15 protein-coding genes and 1 rRNA gene (1 of these 16 only partly in view) are annotated in these 18889 nt (G+C 29.0%); 6 read left to right on the plus strand and 10 right to left on the minus strand.

Annotated features, from left to right (window positions below):
• Nucleotides 1-496, minus strand: a 16S ribosomal RNA gene (locus tag AB0T67_RS02420); it reaches 1022 nt to the left of the window's first position.
• A gap of 666 nt (nucleotides 497-1162) precedes the next feature.
• The gene (gene pbpC, locus AB0T67_RS02425) at nucleotides 1163-3511 is read right to left on the minus strand and encodes a penicillin-binding protein 1C (protein WP_369218992.1); all 2349 of its coding nucleotides are present in this window, start codon (nucleotides 3509-3511) and stop codon (nucleotides 1163-1165) included.
• 85 nt (nucleotides 3512-3596) lie between these two features.
• On the opposite strand from pbpC, the gene AB0T67_RS02430 reads away from it, so the two are divergent.
• Nucleotides 3597-4550 (plus strand): tRNA dihydrouridine synthase, encoded by a 954-nt coding sequence (locus AB0T67_RS02430; protein ID WP_369218993.1) that lies wholly within the window; start codon nucleotides 3597-3599, stop codon nucleotides 4548-4550.
• Nucleotides 4551-4640: 90 nt separating this feature from the next.
• Here the strand turns inward: AB0T67_RS02430 and AB0T67_RS02435 are convergent, their stop codons facing one another.
• Entirely contained in the window at nucleotides 4641-5954 is a 1314-nt protein-coding gene (locus tag AB0T67_RS02435; protein ID WP_369218994.1) for a DEAD/DEAH box helicase, read from the minus strand.
• Nucleotides 5955-6155: 201 nt separating this feature from the next.
• Between AB0T67_RS02435 and AB0T67_RS02440 the strand changes: the two genes are divergently transcribed.
• Nucleotides 6156-6938 (plus strand): alpha/beta fold hydrolase, encoded by a 783-nt coding sequence (locus AB0T67_RS02440; protein WP_369218995.1) that lies wholly within the window; start codon nucleotides 6156-6158, stop codon nucleotides 6936-6938.
• 204 nt (nucleotides 6939-7142) lie between these two features.
• Here AB0T67_RS02440 and AB0T67_RS02445 read toward each other — a convergent pair whose 3' ends face one another.
• The 4 genes from AB0T67_RS02445 to AB0T67_RS02460 all read right to left on the minus strand — a co-directional run bounded on the left by AB0T67_RS02445 (nucleotide 7143) and on the right by AB0T67_RS02460 (nucleotide 11492).
• Nucleotides 7143-7574, minus strand: coding sequence for a hypothetical protein (locus AB0T67_RS02445; RefSeq protein ID WP_369218996.1), 432 nt, complete (start codon nucleotides 7572-7574; stop codon nucleotides 7143-7145).
• 269 nt (nucleotides 7575-7843) lie between these two features.
• Complete coding sequence (locus tag AB0T67_RS02450) at nucleotides 7844-8242, minus strand: GlcG/HbpS family heme-binding protein (RefSeq protein WP_369218997.1); 399 nt, start codon at nucleotides 8240-8242, stop codon at nucleotides 7844-7846.
• Nucleotides 8243-8287: 45 nt separating this feature from the next.
• On the minus strand, nucleotides 8288-9286 hold the full coding sequence (locus tag AB0T67_RS02455; RefSeq protein WP_369218998.1) for a PLP-dependent cysteine synthase family protein: 999 nt from the start codon (nucleotides 9284-9286) through the stop codon (nucleotides 8288-8290).
• Between the two features lie 109 nt (nucleotides 9287-9395).
• Entirely contained in the window at nucleotides 9396-11492 is a 2097-nt protein-coding gene (locus tag AB0T67_RS02460) for a S9 family peptidase (protein ID WP_369218999.1), read from the minus strand.
• A 149-nt stretch (nucleotides 11493-11641) separates the two neighbouring features.
• On the opposite strand from AB0T67_RS02460, the gene AB0T67_RS02465 reads away from it, so the two are divergent.
• From AB0T67_RS02465 to AB0T67_RS02475, 3 genes are read left to right on the plus strand one after another with little or no spacing between them, the layout of a single operon-like run.
• Complete coding sequence (locus AB0T67_RS02465; protein WP_369219000.1) at nucleotides 11642-11965, plus strand: YbaB/EbfC family nucleoid-associated protein; 324 nt, start codon at nucleotides 11642-11644, stop codon at nucleotides 11963-11965.
• A 2-nt stretch (nucleotides 11966-11967) separates the two neighbouring features.
• Nucleotides 11968-12261, plus strand: coding sequence for a DUF2752 domain-containing protein (locus tag AB0T67_RS02470; RefSeq protein WP_271231953.1), 294 nt, complete (start codon nucleotides 11968-11970; stop codon nucleotides 12259-12261).
• A 13-nt stretch (nucleotides 12262-12274) separates the two neighbouring features.
• Entirely contained in the window at nucleotides 12275-12607 is a 333-nt protein-coding gene (locus AB0T67_RS02475; protein ID WP_369219001.1) for a CCC motif membrane protein, read from the plus strand.
• 66 nt (nucleotides 12608-12673) lie between these two features.
• Here the strand turns inward: AB0T67_RS02475 and AB0T67_RS02480 are convergent, their stop codons facing one another.
• Together AB0T67_RS02480 and AB0T67_RS02485 are read right to left on the minus strand one after the other, a co-directional pair.
• Nucleotides 12674-13759: a PEGA domain-containing protein gene (locus AB0T67_RS02480; RefSeq protein ID WP_369219002.1), complete on the minus strand. Its 1086-nt coding sequence runs from the start codon at nucleotides 13757-13759 to the stop codon at nucleotides 12674-12676.
• A gap of 489 nt (nucleotides 13760-14248) precedes the next feature.
• Entirely contained in the window at nucleotides 14249-16777 is a 2529-nt protein-coding gene (locus tag AB0T67_RS02485) for a DEAD/DEAH box helicase (protein ID WP_369219003.1), read from the minus strand.
• A gap of 61 nt (nucleotides 16778-16838) precedes the next feature.
• Here AB0T67_RS02485 and AB0T67_RS02490 point away from each other — a divergent pair, with 61 nt between their 5' ends.
• A complete protein-coding gene (locus tag AB0T67_RS02490) occupies nucleotides 16839-18050 on the plus strand; it encodes an RsmB/NOP family class I SAM-dependent RNA methyltransferase (protein ID WP_369219004.1) in 1212 nt (403 codons plus the stop codon).
• A 178-nt stretch (nucleotides 18051-18228) separates the two neighbouring features.
• On the opposite strand, the gene AB0T67_RS02495 is transcribed toward AB0T67_RS02490, so the two are convergent.
• A complete protein-coding gene (locus AB0T67_RS02495) occupies nucleotides 18229-18882 on the minus strand; it encodes a LysM peptidoglycan-binding domain-containing protein (protein ID WP_369219005.1) in 654 nt (217 codons plus the stop codon).
• Nucleotides 18883-18889: the final 7 nt, after the last annotated feature.

An 18889-nucleotide genomic window follows, 5' to 3' on the forward strand; every position in this document is an offset into this window, starting at 1 on the left:
GGTCCTTATTCTTACAGTACCGTCAAGGATGTACACGTACATCGGTTTCTTCCTGTATAAAAGCAGTTTACAACCCATAGGGCAGTCATCCTGCACGCGGCATGGCTGGTTCAGAGTTGCCTCCATTGACCAATATTCCTCACTGCTGCCTCCCGTAGGAGTCTGGTCCGTGTCTCAGTACCAGTGTGGGGGATAATCCTCTCAGACCCCCTACCTATCGTCGCCATGGTAAGCCATTACCTTACCATCTAGCTAATAGGACGCATAGTCATCTTGTACCCATAAATGTTTAATAGTGGTTCGATGCCGAATCACTACATTATGGAGTGTTAATCTTCATTTCTAAAGGCTATCCTCCTGTACAAGGCAGATTCTATACGCGTTACGCACCCGTTCGCCGGTCGTCAGCATAGCAAGCTACCTGTTACCCCTCGACTTGCATGTGTTAAGCCTGCCGCTAGCGTTCATCCTGAGCCAGGATCAAACTCTTCATTGTGTATTTTAAATAATATTAATGAATAAGTTTCAAAAGAATTTGTTCTAATTTAATAGAACGTGGTTATTCTACTCTTATTTACGCTGTCAATTTCAATATTTTCAATGAACCTAGTTCTCTTTAAAAAAACCAGAGACAAGAATAATCTTATCATTTTTTTGTAGAAACGTTAGAATCGAACTAACTGACATATTATTGTCATTTCCAAATTTCTTTAATCGTTGCGCTTTCTGAAAGCGGTTGCAAATATACATCCTTTTATTTGTTTTAAACAAGTTAAAATTAACTTATTTTTAAATAATTTCAAAAATGATATTTAAATGAACTAATCACACTAAATAATCTATCTAGTATGGACTACAAATATAAGACTCTTTTCTGTGTTTTTAAGCTTTTTTATTCATTATTTTTCAATTAAGTTAAATAACAACTGATTATCAATTGATTGTTTATTTTCTCTTTTTTAAAAAAACTCTAAATAATCAATAAAATAAAGAATTATAATAGTTTTGTACAAATGCCTAGCCCCGATTGAAGCAATTGTTTGAGCTCTTTTTTGTTTTTCTTTTCGAAAAAACAAAAAAAGCGAGTGCGGAAAGCGGGAAATTGCTTCTAATTATTTTTAATATCATATTATATATCAAAAAAAAACAGAAATTGATGACTTTATAATATTTCTATAAATCGTATCTCTTCGTTTCCTAGATTATCTATCACTGTAATTTTATGAGTTCCTTTTTTAGGAATAATTGCCTGTTGGTGATATTGAGTTGTATTTCCAATAAAAACATCATTTAAATACCAATATAAAATAGCATCTGCATTTGTATGCGCTACTTTTAATATTAAAGGATTTATTTTATTATTGACTCCTTTTGTTAATGATATCTTAGAACGGTATTTAGTAGGAAACACAAAATCCATCGTATTATTTTCTAATTTATTACAATCGCTTCTGTAATTAGGTAACACGCTATACTCCGCATTTTTTTGCTGATAATAATGCGCCATTAACGGAGGCAAAATAAACCATGTTTTAGTTTTTATGTTTGTGATTGACTCGCAATTAGAATTTACTTGGAATTTTTCAGAAACATCAACAGTTATTTGTTTGTGATATGGGCAAGACTTTGCTCTTACGCCATTTTTAGGAACTCGCTTTATAACAGATTTACAAATTGGTAAGGCTAAATATCCGCTTTTTTCACAAATATCTTCTTCAATTAATGCTTCAAAAGGTTCTAAAAACCAATCTGATTTTGGTAACACATCAAAAACATTAAATAATAATGAACCTGCACTTCCTACACCTGTTAAATCAGGTCTTCCTTCTCCGTCAGAATTACCAACCCAAATACCAACTGCATATTTTGGAGTAACTCCAATTGCCCACGCATCTTTGTTTCCAAAACTAGTTCCTGTTTTCCAAGCTATTTTTTGAGAAGAATCAAAATATTTCCAAGCCTGATCGGTAAAAGGTCGGTTAACTTCGGTCAATGTATTTAAAGTTGTAAAAGCAACGCCTGCATCAATATGTGTGTAATTTTCTTGAATACTTCCGAAACTAACTTTATCAGAATTTAAATAACTAGGCTCAATAAATTCATTTGAATAATAATTGTGTTTTGTAATTTCAAAATGATTTACAATATTCGCATAACTTGCAAATGTTTTACACAAATCCCATAGGCTAGCTTCCGCTCCTCCTAAAATTAATGATAATCCATAATAATCTGCCGATTTATCAATGTCATTAATATTATAAGTTTTTAAATCTGCTCTAAATTTTTCTAATCCGTACGTTTGCAACATGCGAACCGCAGGAATATTTAAAGAACGTGTTAACGCTTCATTAGCAGGAACTGCTCCGTCAAAAGTTAAATCGTAATTTTTTGGTGTGTAACCTGCAATTTCCGTAGGAACATCTGCAATTAATTGCGTTGGTAATATAGCACCCGACTGCAACATTTGTGCGTATAAAAAAGGTTTTAAAGTACTTCCTGTGCTTCTTGCCGAAATAACATTGTTTACATCTTTTTGATGCGCTTTATCTGTTGGCGAGTTTCCTACATAACTTAATACTTTTCTTGTAGCAACATCCAAAACTAATACAGACATATTATATACTTCATTTTGTTTTTGATGCTCGTAATGTTGTTTGACTAAAGTATTCACTTGCTTTTGTAAATGAATATCTAAAGAACTTTGTATATATTTTCCTTGATAATTTTTAGAAACTTCTTGTACAAAGTGCTTTGCTAAACTTGGTAATCTGTAAGGTTTTTCTGGTAAAGTTTCTTCTAAAGCTAATTCATAAGTAATAGCATCGATAATTTTTTGCTGATATAATTTTTTAAGTAATCTATTTCTTTTTTCTTTTAATTTCTGTTGATTTTTCCCTGGATAAATTAACGAAGGAGCATTTGGAAGTACTGCCAAAGTAGCTGTTTCTGCCCATGATAATTGATGTGGTTGTAATCCGAAATATCGCCAAGAAGCCATTTCTAAGCCAACTACATTTCCACCGAAAGGAGCGTGAGAGGCATATAATTTTATTATATTTTCTTTTGAATCTCTAAATTCTAATCGAGTTGCTAAAACGAGTTCTTTTATTTTCTCTAGATAAGACCTACTTTTATTTTTTCTTGATAATCGAATTACTTGTTGTGTAAGCGTACTTCCGCCCCTAATTACTCGTTTTGCTTTGATATTTTCAACAAATGCTTTTCCTATTGATATCGGGTTAAAACCAAAATGTTGATAAAAATGAGCATCTTCAAACTGCAAAATACAGATTTCAAATTTTTTAGGAACAGAATCTAATTCAGGAAATCGCCATTGTCCATCTTTTGCGATGACAGCACCTAATAATTCATTGTTTTTTGCCGTTACGACTGTTGATGTTGGTGTTAAAAATAATTGTTTCGGTAAACATGAATAGTAAATAACGATTAATATACCACTAATTATTATTTTTAATTTATACTGTTTTAAGAAGTTAAAAACTCTTTTCATGTAAGTTGAATCTATTTCAAAAGTATAAAGTTTTACTTTAAAATATCAAGGATAAGTAAGTTATATTTGTAGCTTATTAAAAATTATGAGTTTTACTTTACTTTCATCACCATTACAAGGCTTTACCGATTTTAGATTTAGAAATGCACAGCATAAATATTTCGGAGGTATTGATACTTATTACGCGCCATACATTAGATTGAATGGAAAAATGATTATAAAATCGAGTTATAAGCGTGATTTATTGCCCGAAAACAACGATACTTTAACCGTAATTCCACAGGTAATAACAAACGATCCTGATGAATTTTTATTTGTTGCAAAATATGTACAAAGCTTAGGCTATAAAGAATTAAACTGGAATTTAGGTTGCCCATATCCGATGGTTACAAAATCTGGAATGGGTTCTGGATTAATTTGTAACCCTGCCAAAATTGACGAAGTTTTACACAAAGCGCACAACGAATCTGATATTTTAGTTTCGATGAAAATGCGAATGGGTTATGAAAATAGTGAAGAAATTTTAAACTCCTTCCCTATTTTAGATAAATATCCTTTAAAAAATGTAGCCATTCATGCACGTATCGGAAAACAATTATACAAAGGCGGTGTTGATTTAGATGCTTTTCAAAAATGTATTGACGTTGCAAAACATCAATTATATTATAACGGAGATATTACTAGTGTTGCTGGTTTTAAAGCAATCCAAGAGCGTTTTCCTAGTATTAGTCATTTTATGATTGGGCGTGGTTTAATTGCTGATCCGTTTTTACCACAAATGATTAAAGACAATACAACCGAATACCCTGAAGATAGATGGCAACGTTTTGAAGCTTTTCATAATGAAATTTATCAACAATATGATGAAGCTTTATCAGGACCAACTCCTATAAAAATGAAAATGTTAGGTTTTTGGGAATATTTTTCAAAATCATTTGATAATCCGCAGAAAACCTACAAACAGATTAAAAAAGCTGGAAATCAGAAAAAATATCAAATAGCTGTAAAAGAAATTTTAAATAAAGAAAAACAGCTTTAATAGTTATTCTGTAATTACATTATAAAAAAAAGCTATTTCTTCAATTTAAGAAATAGCTTTTTTTATTATTTTTGATTAATTGACTAATTATTAAGCCAAAGTAATACGTACTTTTTTATTTTTCAAACGAGTATTATTTAATTCTTCAATTAATTTTTTCGCTTCACTTATAGGAACTGCGATAAAAGCACAATCTTGCTTTAATTCAATAACCCCTAATTGTTCTTTTGTTAAGTTTCCTTTTTTAAAGAATAATCCTGCAATATCTCCTTTTGATATTTTATCTTTTCTTCCTCCTGAAATAAATAAAGTTTCCCAATAATGAGGTTTTATTTTTTGTTTATGAGAAATATCTTCATTAGGAATATTTTTAAGAAAATCTGGTAAATTTTCTTTCTGCCATTTTAAAATATATGCTGTTCCTTTTGCATTTACTCTTGCAGTTCTACCATTTCTATGAGTAAATTCTTCAATTCTTTCTGGTAATTCGTAATGAATAATATATTTCATTTCAGGAATATCAATACCTCTTGCAGCCAAATCGGTTGCAATTAATACTTGACTTGTTCCATTTCTGAATTTTATTAACGAACGCTCACGATCTCTTTGCTCCATTCCTCCAGAAAAACAACTGTGTGCAATTTTATTTTTATCTAAAAATTCACTTACGTGATTAATACTATCTTTTAAATTACAAAAAATAATTCCTTGTTCATTTCCTACATGTTTTAACAAATCAAGTAACGTTTGATTTTTATTTTTTATAGGAGAAACAACAGTTTTTAAAGTTAATTGTCTTGATTTTTTTCCTGTTAAGTAATTTAATACAGTCGGTTTATTTAAACCTACAAATTGTGGAATTTCTGTTTCTTGTGTTGCAGAAGTTAAAATACGTTTTTTAAGATTTGGTAATTGATTGATAATTCCTCTCATTTCGTATTCAAAACCAACCTCTAATGATTTATCGAATTCATCTAAAATCAAAGTTTTGATACTCTCTTTAGAAAAACGCTCGTTTGCAAAGTGATCTAAAATTCTACCAGGTGTACCAATTAAAATACTTGGTATATGTTTTAATTCAATTTTATCTTTTGCCATTGCACGCCCACCGTAAACAGCATTTACTTTAAATCCTGTTCCCATTTCACGAATAACTTGTTCTATTTGAATAGCTAATTCTCTTGATGGAACTAAAATTAATACTTGAATATCTTTATTTTCTGGGTCTATTAATTTTAAAGCTGGTAATAAAAAACCTAAAGTTTTACCAGTTCCTGTTGGTGATAATATAACCGTGTTTGCATTTGTTTCTACTACTGAAATAGATTTTTTCTGCATTTCGTTTAACTCATAGATATTTAATTTTGCTAAAATATCTTCCTGTGTTTTTACTGTCATTGCCATAATATTTGAATATCTATGAAGTTTTTTATAAAATGCAAAGATAGGCAGTGTATCTTTATTTATCTTAAAAACACTCGTTATTAGTTACTAATAATATAAAAACATGACTATTTTTATCTATTTAAACAAATTCAATAAAAATTTTAGCTAGTAAAGTTATTAAATTAAATTATTTTAGCCTGAATTTTAAATTTTATTAATTTGTTAAATTACTATTCTTACAAACATACTGATTCTACACAATGGGTTACATTTGTCCATGGTGCTGGCGGAAGTAGTTCTATTTGGCACAAACAACTCCGAGATTTTAAAAAACACTTTAATGTTTTAATTTTAGATTTACGTGGTCATGGCGATAGTAAAACTATTATAAAAACACCGTTTAATAAAAAATATACTTTTGATGCTATTACAGAAGATATTGTAGAAGTTCTCGATTATTTACAAATTAAAGAATCGCATTTTGTAGGTATTTCTTTAGGAACTATTTTAATTAGAAATCTTGCCGAAAAAAAACCAGATTTAGTAAAAAGTATGATTATGGGTGGTGCTATTATCAAATTAAATTTACGTTCTCGTTTTTTAATTTTCACAGGAAACTTATGTAAATCCATTGTTCCTTATATGTTGTTATACAAGCTTTTTGCTTTTATAATTATGCCGAAAAAAAATCATAAAAAATCGCGCTCACTTTTTGTTAATGAAGCCAAAAAACTATATCAAAAAGAGTTTTTACGTTGGTTTAAATTAACTTCTGAAATAAATCCGTTACTACGTTTATTCAGAATGAACGACATTAAAATTCCTACTTTATATATTATGGGCGAAGAAGATCATTTATTTTTACCTTCTATAAAAACCATCGTAACAAAGCATGTTTCTGCGTCTTTAATTGTTATCGAAAAGTGTGGACACGTTGTAAATGTTGAAAACCCTACTATTTTTAACTCAAAAACTATTACGTATATTAATTCTATCGCATAAAAAAGTTATTTTATTAAAATTTTAATAAAAATAATTTGAAGCAATTTCCCGCTTTCCGCACTCGCTTTTTTTTGAAGAAAAATCAAAAAAAGAGCTCAAACAAATGCTTCAATCGGGGCTAGAAATTTTAACTCATAAAAAAACCTAGACAATTTAATATTGTTTAGGTTTTCTTATAATATTATGTATTTCAATCAAAAAAGATTAGTTAAATAATTCATTAACCTCATCTAATGTTAATAATTTAGATTCTGTTAAAACATCTGGTTCTCTACTTACGTATTGTTGAATTTTCATTTTAACTTCTCCTTGTACTCTTACATACTTGAAATAAATTGCATCTCCATTTGCTTTAATCTGATATCTACTACCTGTAGATTCTTCAAAACCTCTGGCAATAATTTGATGTAATTTAGCGGCATCATTATCTACATTTTTAAATGAAAAAGAAATATATTCATTTACAGTGTTATTAATATTCTTGTAAAATAAATTATAAGATTCATTACCTACTTTTTCTAGGTAAACAAACTCTACTTGTCCAACAACATCTATTTTTGTTTTTTCAACAAATTCAATTTGAGAATACGATGCAACAGAAAAAAATAACGTTGCCAAAAAAAATAATTTCTTCATAAATATTAAAGTTTTAAATTTTGCTAAATATATTTTATTATAATTAAATAATAACGTTTTATTAATTAAAAAATTATATTCTTATCTTTTTATATTTTATAAAACCATAATAATACGTAACAAAGACCATAATAAAGATAAATTATTTCTATTAAATCAACAGTACCTCAACATTTTATATTCTGATAACTTTATAATTACAAATCTTTTTTAAAATAAAAAGGATAACTTTCGTTATCCTTTTTATTTTACTGTTTTATTCTTTGGTATTAAATAGCATTTGCTCCTGCTTCAGCTACTGTATGATCATTCTCTACAGAACTACCACTTACACCTACTGCACCTATAACAGTACCGTTTGCATCTTTTACAGGTACACCTCCAGGAAATGTAATTAATCCGTTATTAGAATGTTCTATGTTATATAAAGGTTGTCCTGGTTGAGATAATTCACCAATAATTCCTGTATTCATATCAAAAAAACGAGCAGTTTTTGCTTTTTTAATTGAAATATCTAAAGAACCTAACCATGCACCGTCCATACGAGCAAAAGCAACTAAGTTTGCACCTGCATCAACAACTGCAATATTCATTTTTGTATCAATTTCTATTGATTTTGCTTTTGCTGCTGCTATAATATTTTCTGCTTGCGCTAATGTAATATTCATAATATTTTATTTTTATTGATTTATAATTTTATTTTTTTAAGTAATTCATTCTAAAAAACCTTGTTCTTTCATCCAAGTATCAGAATAAATTTTATTCATATAACGAGATCCGTGGTCTGGCAAAATAACAACTACAACACTATCTTTATCAAAAAAACCTTTATCGGCATATTGTTTAGTCGCTTGTAAAACGGCTCCTGAAGTATATCCACAAAATAAACCTTCTACTTTTACTAATTCTCTTGACTTAAGTGCTGCGGCTTTATCTGATACTTTTTCATAAATATCAATAACATCAAAATCGGTTGCCGTTGGAATTAAATTCTTTCCTAAACCTTCAATTTTATAAGGCGATATTTCTTTTTCATCAAACTCACCTGTTTCATGATATTTTTTCAAAACAGAACCTATCGCATCTACTCCTAAAATTTTTATCTTCGGATTTTTCTCTTTTAAATATTTACCTGTACCAGAAATTGTTCCTCCTGTCCCACTAGCAATAACAACATGTGTTACTTTACCTTTTGTTTGCTTCCAAACTTCAGGACCTGTACTTTTATAATGAGCTTCTATATTTAGTTCATTAAAATATTGATTGATATAAATAGAACCAGGATTTTCTTTATGTAATCTTTTTGCTACTTCATAATACGAACGAGGATCATCCGCAGGAACATTCGCAGGGCAAACATGTACCTCAGCTCCCATTGATTTTAACATATCAATTTTATCTTGTGATGATTTATCACTAACAGCCAAAAGACATTTATATCCTTTAATAACACTAATCATTGCTATTGAAAAACCTGTATTTCCAGAAGTTGTTTCAACAATAAGATCTCCTTTTTTTAAGATACCTTTTTTCTCAGCACTTTCAATAATGTGTAAAGCTATTCTATCTTTTGCTGAATGCCCAGGATTAAAAGCTTCTATTTTTGCGTAATATGTACCTAAAAGACCTTTTGTTATTTTATTTAACTTTATCATAGGGGTTTGCCCTATTAAATCTAAAATTGAATTGGTAATTCCTTTATGTCTATTCATCTTTATTCTAAAATAAGAAAGCGTCATTGTAAAAAACACGAATTTATCTTGATAAGATTACTTCATTCTTTTTACAATGATGCTTATTCAATAAAGAGCAAAAGTATAATTATTTTTCTAACTTATCCTCTAACATTAAAAAGAAGCTATATTCTTCTGCTGTTTCTTTTAATGCGTCAAACCTACCAGAAGCACCTCCATGTCCTGCTTCCATATTTGTATGTAAAAATAACATGTTGTCATTTGTTTTTACATCTCTAAGTTTGGCAATCCATTTTGCTGGTTCCCAATATTGTACCTGACTATCATGTAAACCTGTAGTAATTAACATGTTTGGATATGCCTTCGGAGCTACTTGGTCATAAGGAGAATATGATTTCATATAATCATAATATTCTTTATCATTTGGGTTTCCCCATTCGTCATATTCTCCAGTAGTTAAAGGAATTGTATCATCTAACATCGTAGAAATTACATCAACAAAAGGTACAGCAGCTATAATTCCGTTATATAATTCAGGATTCATATTAATAATTGCTCCCATTAATAAACCTCCAGCAGAACCTCCCATAGCATATAAATGTTTTGAAGAAGTATAATTATTATCGATTAAATACTTAGAACAATCTACAAAATCATTAAAAGTATTTTTCTTGTTTAACATTTTTCCATCTTCATACCACTCACGACCTAAATACTCGCTTCCTCTAATATGCGCCAAAGCATATACAAAACCTCTATCTAGTAAACTTAAACGAGTTGTTGAAAATCCATCAGAAATAGTATAACCGTAAGAACCATAAGCATACTGTAAAATAGGCGTGTCTTTTGTTAATTTGGTATCTTTATGATGTACAATCGATAAAGCAACCTTTTTACCATCACGAGCCGTTACCCAAATACGCTTACTTACATAATTATCTTTATCGAACTTACCTCCTAAAACTTCTTGTTCTTTTTTAAGTTCTTTAGATTTATCTTTCATATTAAAATCAATAACAGAACTTGGCGTTGTCATTGAATTATATGAATAACGAATTATATCGGTATCAAAATCTGGATTTCCGTGTACACCTGCCGAATAAGTTTCTTCATTAAAAGGCAAATAATAATCTTCTGTATTATCCCAACGTTTAATTCTAATTTTATTTAAACCGTTAGTTCTTTCTTCTAAAACTAAATAATCTTTAAAAATAGAAAAATCTTCAAATAAAGTATCTTCTCTATGTGGAATTACATCAACCCAGTTTTCTTTGGTTGTTTTATCTTCTGGAGTTTTCATCAACTTAAAGTTGGTTGCTCCGTCTTTATTTGTTTTGATATAAAAATGATCTTCGTAATGTGCGATATCGTATTCTAAATCACGCTCACGTGGTTGAATCATTCTAAAATCACCATTAGGATTATCAGCTTCTAAAATTTGATATTCGTTAGAAACCGTACTATACGACCCCATTACTAAGTATTTTTTAGATTTTGTTTTGGTTATAAAAGCACCAAAAGTTTCATCTTTTTCTTCAAAAACTAACACATCAGAAGCAACATCAGTTCCTAAAACATGTTTGTAAATCTGTGAGCTACGTAATGTTTCAGGATCTTTTTTAGTATAAAAGATTATTTTATTATCATTTGCCCAAACAGTACCACCAGTTGTGTTTTCTATTTTATCAGGATAAATTTCACCTGTTTCTAAATTTTTTATTCTGATAATATATTGACGACGACTTACGGTATCCGTCGCAAAAGTGGTTAATTTATTATCAGGAGAAATACTTAAACCACCTAATTGAAAATAATCATGTCCTTTAGCTTCATCATTGACATTAAATAAAATCTCTTCACTAGCCTCTAAAGTTTCTTTTTTACGACTGTGAATAGGATATTGCTGTCCTTTTTCATAGCGTGTAATATAAAAATAACCATTACTTTTATAAGGCACAGATTCATCATCTTCTTTAATACGCCCTTTCATTTCTTCAAATAACTGTGTCTGAAATTCTTTTGTATTTTCAGTACGTGCTTCGTAATAAGAATTTTCCTCTGTTAAATAATCATAAACTTTTTGAGTTTGTTCATCTTTAACCTCAGCATTTTTCTGAGCATCTGTTAAACGCATCCAAAAATAATCATCTGTACGTACATCTCCGTGTTTCTCTAATGTTTTAGATTGCTTATCAGCAATTGGAGCTTTTATATCTTTCTTCATTTCTTTAGTTTTGCAACTAACAAAAATAAGGCTAAAAGCTATAGCAGGGATCATAATTTTTTTCATTTTCTTTTAGATGTATTAAACTTGATTAAATTCCTTGTGAAAATACTATTTTTGCTTTATTATAAATCATAAATAAAAAACAAATGTTTGGAGATATTTCAGGAATGATGAGTAAAATAAAAGATGCTCAAAAAAAAGTAGAAGAAACTAAAAAAAGATTAAATACTGTTTTAGTTGATGAAGCAACTGCAAATGGAAGTTTAAAAATTACACTTACTGCAAATAATGAAATTAAATCAATTTCAATTCACGAATCTTTATTAGAAGATAAAGAAGAATTAGAAGATTATTTAATTTTAACTTTAAACAAAGCATTAAAAAAAGCAGGTGCAATTAACGAACACGAATTAGCCGTTGCTGCTCAAGACGGAATGCCAAACATTCCTGGAATGGATATGTTTAAATAAAAATGCTTTTACAACTAGATAATTATATGTTACCGTGCCTAAATAAAAAATTCTTCGGAGTTGATTGTTTAGGTTGCGGAATTCAGCGAGCTTTAAGTTTATTACTTCAAGGGAATTTTATAGGTGCTTTTAAAATGTATCCAGCTATTTACACATTGTTATTATTAGCAATAATTGTAATTTTAAACTTCTTTTTTAAACTTAAATACGCTCGAAAAGCAATACGTATTTTAGCTGTAATTAATGTACTTATTATTGTAGTAAGTTACGTTATGAAAATGAATAAACTATTCTAAAAAAATAAAAACTATGGAAAAACAAAATTTACCAAATGCTACAGTATCATTAGTTTTAGGAATTTGCTCGATTGTAACCTGTTGTTGTTACGGAGTTATCGGATTACCACTAGGTATTGCAGCCTATATTTTGGGAAATAAAGCAGTAAAACTAGATAATGAAAACCCTGATGAGTATGAAGGTGTTAAAAATGCAAATACAGCTAAAATACTAGGTATTATTGGTATTGTACTTAATATTTTATATTTGATTTGTATCATATATGTATTTTCATTAATTGGATGGGATGCTATAGGTAATGAAGAATTAATGATGGAAAGATTAAATGAATTACAAGATAGATAAAAGTAAAAAAAGCAATCAAATTTTTTGATTGCTTTTTTTATAATAGATATTAAATAAGTTTTGTTTTTACAAACAGTTATTAAGTGCTTTATCTTTAACAGTACATTCTAAAAAAGCATCAGGACCGATACCAACATAAGTATCTCCTTCTATAACTTTACCTGCTAAAATATTTTGATACCAGTTCATCCAAGGATAACTATAATCACCTTCATGATTTTCTGCAGAATGTACCCCACCACTAGGTACATTTGTACCTAAATCGGTAAAATAACTTCTTTGTTCTATCATGGTATGTAACCATTCGCGTATAAACACCCCTGGATCATTATCTTTTTGATCTTTTATACTTTCTTCTATATTTCCATTATATCTAATAGTTACATAAGAAACTTTAAGATCTCCTAACTGAGGGTTATACCAACCTATTCCTTTATAATCACCTAAATCACAATCAGCATCTTTTCTATTAAAAAAACTTAAGATTAAATCATAATCTCCAGGATTTATATCTGTTATGTGTGGATTAACTACATCTGGAGTTGCAAGAGGACCAGAATTACCTCCTGACAAAGTAAGATTAGATATATATCTTTTATCAAAATCCCAACTAATAGTATTATAAGAATCTGGTTCTACAAAGTTTTGAAATTGCCATTTTAAAAAATCGAATCCCATATCAAGCTCTGCTTCTGTATATTCTGATGAACAAGAACCATTTGGCATTACAGCTTTCTTTATTCCTAAAAATAAAACCTTCCATTTTTTTGCTTTTTTATGATGAGTTTCATCAAGAGAAACAACCATTTCTTCTTCTTCAGTTACAACAATCGGAGTTCTTAAATATTTAATAGCAGTATTTAAACCAACACCAATTAAATGGTCTCCAGCAGAAACTTCTATTCTCGATGGTGTATTTTTACCTGTATAAACACCATCTAAATATATTGCTGCACCATCCTCAAGAGAAGTTACACCTACATTACCAGTACCAGGAATATCATCTATTGGTACTAAAACTATAGGAGGTTCCCCTCCTGGTATGTCAACTAAATCTGGGGTTTCATCATCTTTAGAGCTACAATTACTAAATAACATTGCTATTAAAAAAAAGCAAGTATACATTTTTAAATTAAGTTTTGTTAATTTCATTTTCATTTAAATTAAGGGGGTTCTTTTATTTTTACTTCTAGTTATGTAATTATTTATACTTAAATTGTGTACCTTTTATTGATATATAATCGTAAAATTATTGTTTACTTTATTAAAAACCTATTAATTTTATCTATTGAACATAATTTATAACAAAAAAAGTAAAATAACTATTTTACAAGATATAATTAATGATTTTAAATAAAAACAAAATTCCAATAGCCTTTTCTATTATTCAATTATTAAGTTTTATTTTATATTATATTTTTGATACTCCTGCACACGCTCATACTATGATATCTGTAGAAACATTCTTTTTTATAATAGCAAATATGGTTTTGTTAGTACTATTTTTAGTGTTTTTTTTCATTAAGGAAAAAGATAAAATTAGTATTTGGGTTGTTCCTTTTTTCTTGCTTATATTTAATTTATATCAAACTACAAAATGATTAAAAAACAGACAATAAATTAAAATTACGCTATCAAATTTTAACTAATATTACTCCAAAGTCCGCTTGTTTTTTGTATTTGAGAATACACTTTTAATAGACTAGCATTTTTAGGATTAGAAAAACTAGCATCTTCTTCTAACACATTAATTGCCGTTTGGCGGGCTTTTTGTAAAATAGCAGTATCTTTTACTACGTCGGCAATTTTAAGATTTAGTACACCACTTTGTTGCGTTCCCATAATATTTCCAGGACCACGAAGTTTTAAATCTACCTCAGCTATTTTAAAACCATCAGTAGTATCAACCATGGTTTGTAATCTTGTTTTACTATCGGATGACAATTTAAAGCTCGATAATAAAATACAATAACTTTGTGATGCTCCACGTCCAACTCTACCTCGTAATTGATGTAATTGACTCAAACCAAAACGCTCGGCACTTTCAATAACCATTACTGATGCATTTGGTACATTTACACCAACTTCAATTACCGTAGTTGCTACCATTATTTGAGTTTCACCTTTTATAAAACGATTCATTTCAAATTCTTTATCCGCAGGTTTCATTTTTCCATGTACAATACTTATTTGATATTTTGGCGATGGAAAATCTCTCGAAATACTCTCGTAACCATCCATTAAATCTTTATAATCCATCGCTTCAGATTCTTCAATTAACGGATACACCACATATGCCTGACGACCTTTATCTATTTCATCTTTTAAAAACTTAAAAACAGATAAACGATTGCTATCATAACGATGTACAGTTTTAATTTCCTTACGTCCTGGAGGTAATTCATCAATAACAGAAATATCTAAATCACCATAAACCGACATTGCTAAAGTTCGTGGAATTGGCGTTGCAGTCATTACCAAAACGTGTGGCGGAACAGACTTTTGAACAATAATAGTAGGAAGAATTTTTAAAGTAGCAATAATTCTTGCAATTGTTTTTTCTAATGTATTTATTATTTGATTTTCATTTAAACGAACAACTTTATAACCAAATGCTGTTAAAACTTCAGTACGCAAATTAATTGCTTCTTGCTGTGCTTCGGTTGTATGATATTTTCCATTAACTTCTATAATCAGTTTTTTTTCTAGACAGATAAAATCAATCAGAAACTCATCAATAATATAATATCTTATAAATTTAGATGTAGTTGATATCGTACTTAAAACATCCCATAAAATTCTTTCTTCTTTAGATGTTTTATTTTTACGTTTTAAAGCTATTTCTTTATGTAATTTATATGCTTTCGGATGTTCAGTTTTATATTTTTCAAGAAGAATTACTCCTTTTTTATCAAGAGGTGCTGGCGCTTGATTTTTCTGCCATAATTTAGAACGTTGTGCAACTCCAAAACGATGTTGCTCATCAATAATAGCTAATCCTAAGTTTCTAAAACGGACTTTATCTTCTAAAACTGCATGTGTTCCTACTAAAATATGTACCGATGCATCTTCTAAACCTGTATGAATTTCACGTCTTTTTTTAATTCGAGTTGAACCTGTTAATAATTCAACTTTGATAGTTGTTCCTTCTAATAACTCAACAATTCCGTTATAATGCTGAATTGCTAAAATTTCGGTTGGTGCCATAATAGTTGCCTGATACCCATTACCAATAGCAATTAACATACTTAATAATGCCACAATTGTTTTACCCGAACCTACATCGCCTTGTAATAAACGGTTCATATGCGCAGTAGAGCCTATATCTTTTCTGATTTCTTTTAAAACTCTTTTCTGTGTGTTGGTTAATTCGAAAGGTAAATGATTCGTATAAAAATCGGTAAAATATTCGCCTACTTTTTCAAAAACATAGCCTTTTATTTTTGATTTTCTGATGAGTTTTTTCTGTAATAATTGAATTTGAATAAAAAATAACTCTTCAAATTTTAATCGATATTGTGCTTTTGCTAATAATTCTTGACTTTTAGGAAAATGAATATTAAATAATGATTCTTTTTTATCTAATAATTGATGTTCTTTTAAAAGATAATCAGGAAGTGTTTCTTCTATGATATCAAAAAATTGTTCAAATAAATTCTGAATAAATCCTCGAAGTATTTTATTCGTAATTCCTTTATTAGCTAATTTTTCTGTAGCTGGATATACAGGTTGCATTGCCGTTTGAGGCTTGCTTTTATATTCTTTTACAGTTTCCATTTCTGGATGTGGCATATTTGCAACACCATTATACCAATTTAATTTTCCATAAATCACATACGGAACATCTGTTTTTAAACTATTTTTTATCCATTTAGCACCTTTAAACCATACTAAATCTAAAAAACCTGTTCCATCAGAAAAAGTAGCTACTAGCCTACTTCCTCTTTGTTGAGTTATTTCTTTAACTGCTGTTATCTTACCAACCACCTGAACTTCAGCAGTATTTTGAGTTAATTCATTAATTGTATAAAACTGAGTTTTATCAATATAACGAAACGGAAAAAGATGTAGAATATCATTACAGCTTTTAATCCCTAACTCGGTAAACAACAATTCTGCTCTAGCTACACTAACGCCTTTTATATATGTTATTGGATGATTTAAATTCATTAAATACGAAAATACAAAAAGACATTAAAATCCACTATCTTTGTACCCATAAATTCACCAAATGAGATTACATAGAAATTTAGTTTACGCAGTTATTGATAGTTTACGTGACGTTTTTAATGATGACGTATATGCAGATAAAGCTGTTGAAAAAGCTTTAAAAAGAGATAAAAGATGGGGAGCACGTGACAGAAAATTTGTTGCTGAAACTATCTATGACATCGTACGCTGGAAACGTTTATACGCTGAAATTGCGGATGTAAAAACTCCATATTCAAGACCCGATTTATGGCGTTTATTAGTAGTATGGTGTGTGTTAAAAGGAATTAAATTACCTGATTGGAATCAGATTGAAGAAACACCAACTAGAAGAATTAAAGGAAAATTTGATGAACTTTCTCAAATTAGAAAATACAGAGAATCTATTCCTGATTGGATTGATGAATTAGGTGTTAAAGAATTAGGTGAAACTGTTTGGACTAAAGAAATGGCAGCTTTAAACAAAAGAGCTGATGTTATTTTACGTACAAATACATTAAATGTAACAAAAGAACATTTACAAAAAGATTTACAACAAGAAGGTATTGAAACTGAATTTGTAAACGGTTGTGACGATGCTCTACGTTTAGTAGAACGTGCTAATGTTTTTAAAACAGAAGCATTTCATAAAGGATTTTTTGAAGTACAAGATGCTTCTTCTCAATTAGTAGCAGCTTATTTAGATGTTGCTCCTGGTATGAAAGTAATTGATACTTGTGCTGGTGCAGGTGGTAAAACATTGCATTTAGCTGCTTTAATGAAAAATAAAGGACAAATTGTAGCCATGGATATTTACGAAAGTAAATTACGTAAATTAAAAGTTAGAGCACGTAGAAATGGTATTAGTAATATCGATTTAAAAGTTATAGATTCTACCAAAGTAATTAAAAAATTATACGGTAAAGCTGATAGAGTTTTAATTGATGCTCCTTGTTCTGGTTTAGGTGTTTTACGTAGAAATCCTGATAGTAAATGGAAGTTACAGCCTGAATTCATCGATAATATTAAAGAAATTCAGCAAGATGTTTTACAAAGATACTCAAGGATGGTTAAACCAGGTGGTAAATTAGTATACGCTACATGTTCTGTTTTACCTTCTGAAAATCAAGAACAAGTTGAAATATTTTTAGCATCTGAAGATGGTAAAGATTTTACCTTAGTTAAAGATTATAAAGTATTGGCTCATGAATTTGGGTTCGATGGTTTTTATATGGCTCAATTAGTCAAAAAATAATAACTATTAAATGAAATTAAAAAGCTCGGAATTTAAAAATTCCGAGCTTTTTTTATCAACTATTAAAAACTAAAAAATCACTAAACATTATGATTCTATAATATATGACGGTTTTGACTATTAATCGTTACAAAATAAAATGAGTTTAACGTTTTTTTATGTTTTTTTTGTTTGACACTTATTTAACTATTAATTTTTGCCCTAAAAATATAGTATTATCCTTTAACTTATTTAGTGTTTTCAATTTATCTATAGATAATTTATAATGTATAGAAATACCATATAAAGTTTCACTCTCTGTTACAATATGATATTTATTAGTTACTTTATTTTCACTTTTAATATCAGTATCTTTTTCAATAATCAATGCAAAACGTTTTTCGTATTGCTTATTTAAAACAGCTTTGGTTTGAGTTTGAGGTTTTTTAGTATTAATTTTTGTTTTCTTATTAAAAAAAGCAATTTTTTCTGCTTCACTTTGCCCATATCCAATTACAATTTCTTGACCAATTTTTAATGTATCAAAATTAGTCATGCTATTTAACCTATATAATCTTGATAATTTCAAATCATACTTTCTTGAAATCACACTTAATGTTTCTCCTTTTTTTACTGTGTGAGTAATTGTTGAATCAAATTTTTGTTTTTCTAGAGGCTTTATTAGAGCAGGTTTTCTAGGGTATGTTCTAGAAATAGTTCCTGTAATTAAGTTCATATAAGCTGGTTTATCATCTAAAGAAACAATATCCCAACCAGCTGGTAATTTTTTATCTTGTGAAAAACTATATAATCCTATTGATAATAAAAGTGCTACAGTAATTTCCTTTTTCATTTTTTTA

The organism is Tenacibaculum salmonis, from assembly GCF_041053065.1.
In the GTDB taxonomy this organism is placed as follows: Bacteria; Bacteroidota; Bacteroidia; order Flavobacteriales; family Flavobacteriaceae; genus Polaribacter; species Polaribacter pacificus_A.

What these genes read in the sequence shown, in the direction of transcription:
- pbpC (WP_369218992.1), bottom strand. Translation starts at nt 3,511, where the DNA reads ATGAAAAGAGTTTTTAACTTCTTAAAACAGTATAAATTAAAAATAATA.
- AB0T67_RS02430 (WP_369218993.1), top strand. Translation starts at nt 3,597, where the DNA reads ATGAGTTTTACTTTACTTTCATCACCATTACAAGGCTTTACCGATTTT.
- AB0T67_RS02435 (WP_369218994.1), bottom strand. Translation starts at nt 5,954, where the DNA reads ATGGCAATGACAGTAAAAACACAGGAAGATATTTTAGCAAAATTAAAT.
- AB0T67_RS02445 (WP_369218996.1), bottom strand. Translation starts at nt 7,574, where the DNA reads ATGAAGAAATTATTTTTTTTGGCAACGTTATTTTTTTCTGTTGCATCG.
- AB0T67_RS02450 (WP_369218997.1), bottom strand. Translation starts at nt 8,242, where the DNA reads ATGAATATTACATTAGCGCAAGCAGAAAATATTATAGCAGCAGCAAAA.
- AB0T67_RS02455 (WP_369218998.1), bottom strand. Translation starts at nt 9,286, where the DNA reads ATGAATAGACATAAAGGAATTACCAATTCAATTTTAGATTTAATAGGG.
- AB0T67_RS02460 (WP_369218999.1), bottom strand. Translation starts at nt 11,492, where the DNA reads ATGAAGAAAGATATAAAAGCTCCAATTGCTGATAAGCAATCTAAAACA.
- AB0T67_RS02465 (WP_369219000.1), top strand. Translation starts at nt 11,642, where the DNA reads ATGTTTGGAGATATTTCAGGAATGATGAGTAAAATAAAAGATGCTCAA.
- AB0T67_RS02470 (WP_271231953.1), top strand. Translation starts at nt 11,968, where the DNA reads ATGCTTTTACAACTAGATAATTATATGTTACCGTGCCTAAATAAAAAA.
- AB0T67_RS02475 (WP_369219001.1), top strand. Translation starts at nt 12,275, where the DNA reads ATGGAAAAACAAAATTTACCAAATGCTACAGTATCATTAGTTTTAGGA.
- AB0T67_RS02480 (WP_369219002.1), bottom strand. Translation starts at nt 13,759, where the DNA reads ATGAAATTAACAAAACTTAATTTAAAAATGTATACTTGCTTTTTTTTA.
- AB0T67_RS02485 (WP_369219003.1), bottom strand. Translation starts at nt 16,777, where the DNA reads ATGAATTTAAATCATCCAATAACATATATAAAAGGCGTTAGTGTAGCT.
- AB0T67_RS02490 (WP_369219004.1), top strand. Translation starts at nt 16,839, where the DNA reads ATGAGATTACATAGAAATTTAGTTTACGCAGTTATTGATAGTTTACGT.
- AB0T67_RS02495 (WP_369219005.1), bottom strand. Translation starts at nt 18,882, where the DNA reads ATGAAAAAGGAAATTACTGTAGCACTTTTATTATCAATAGGATTATAT.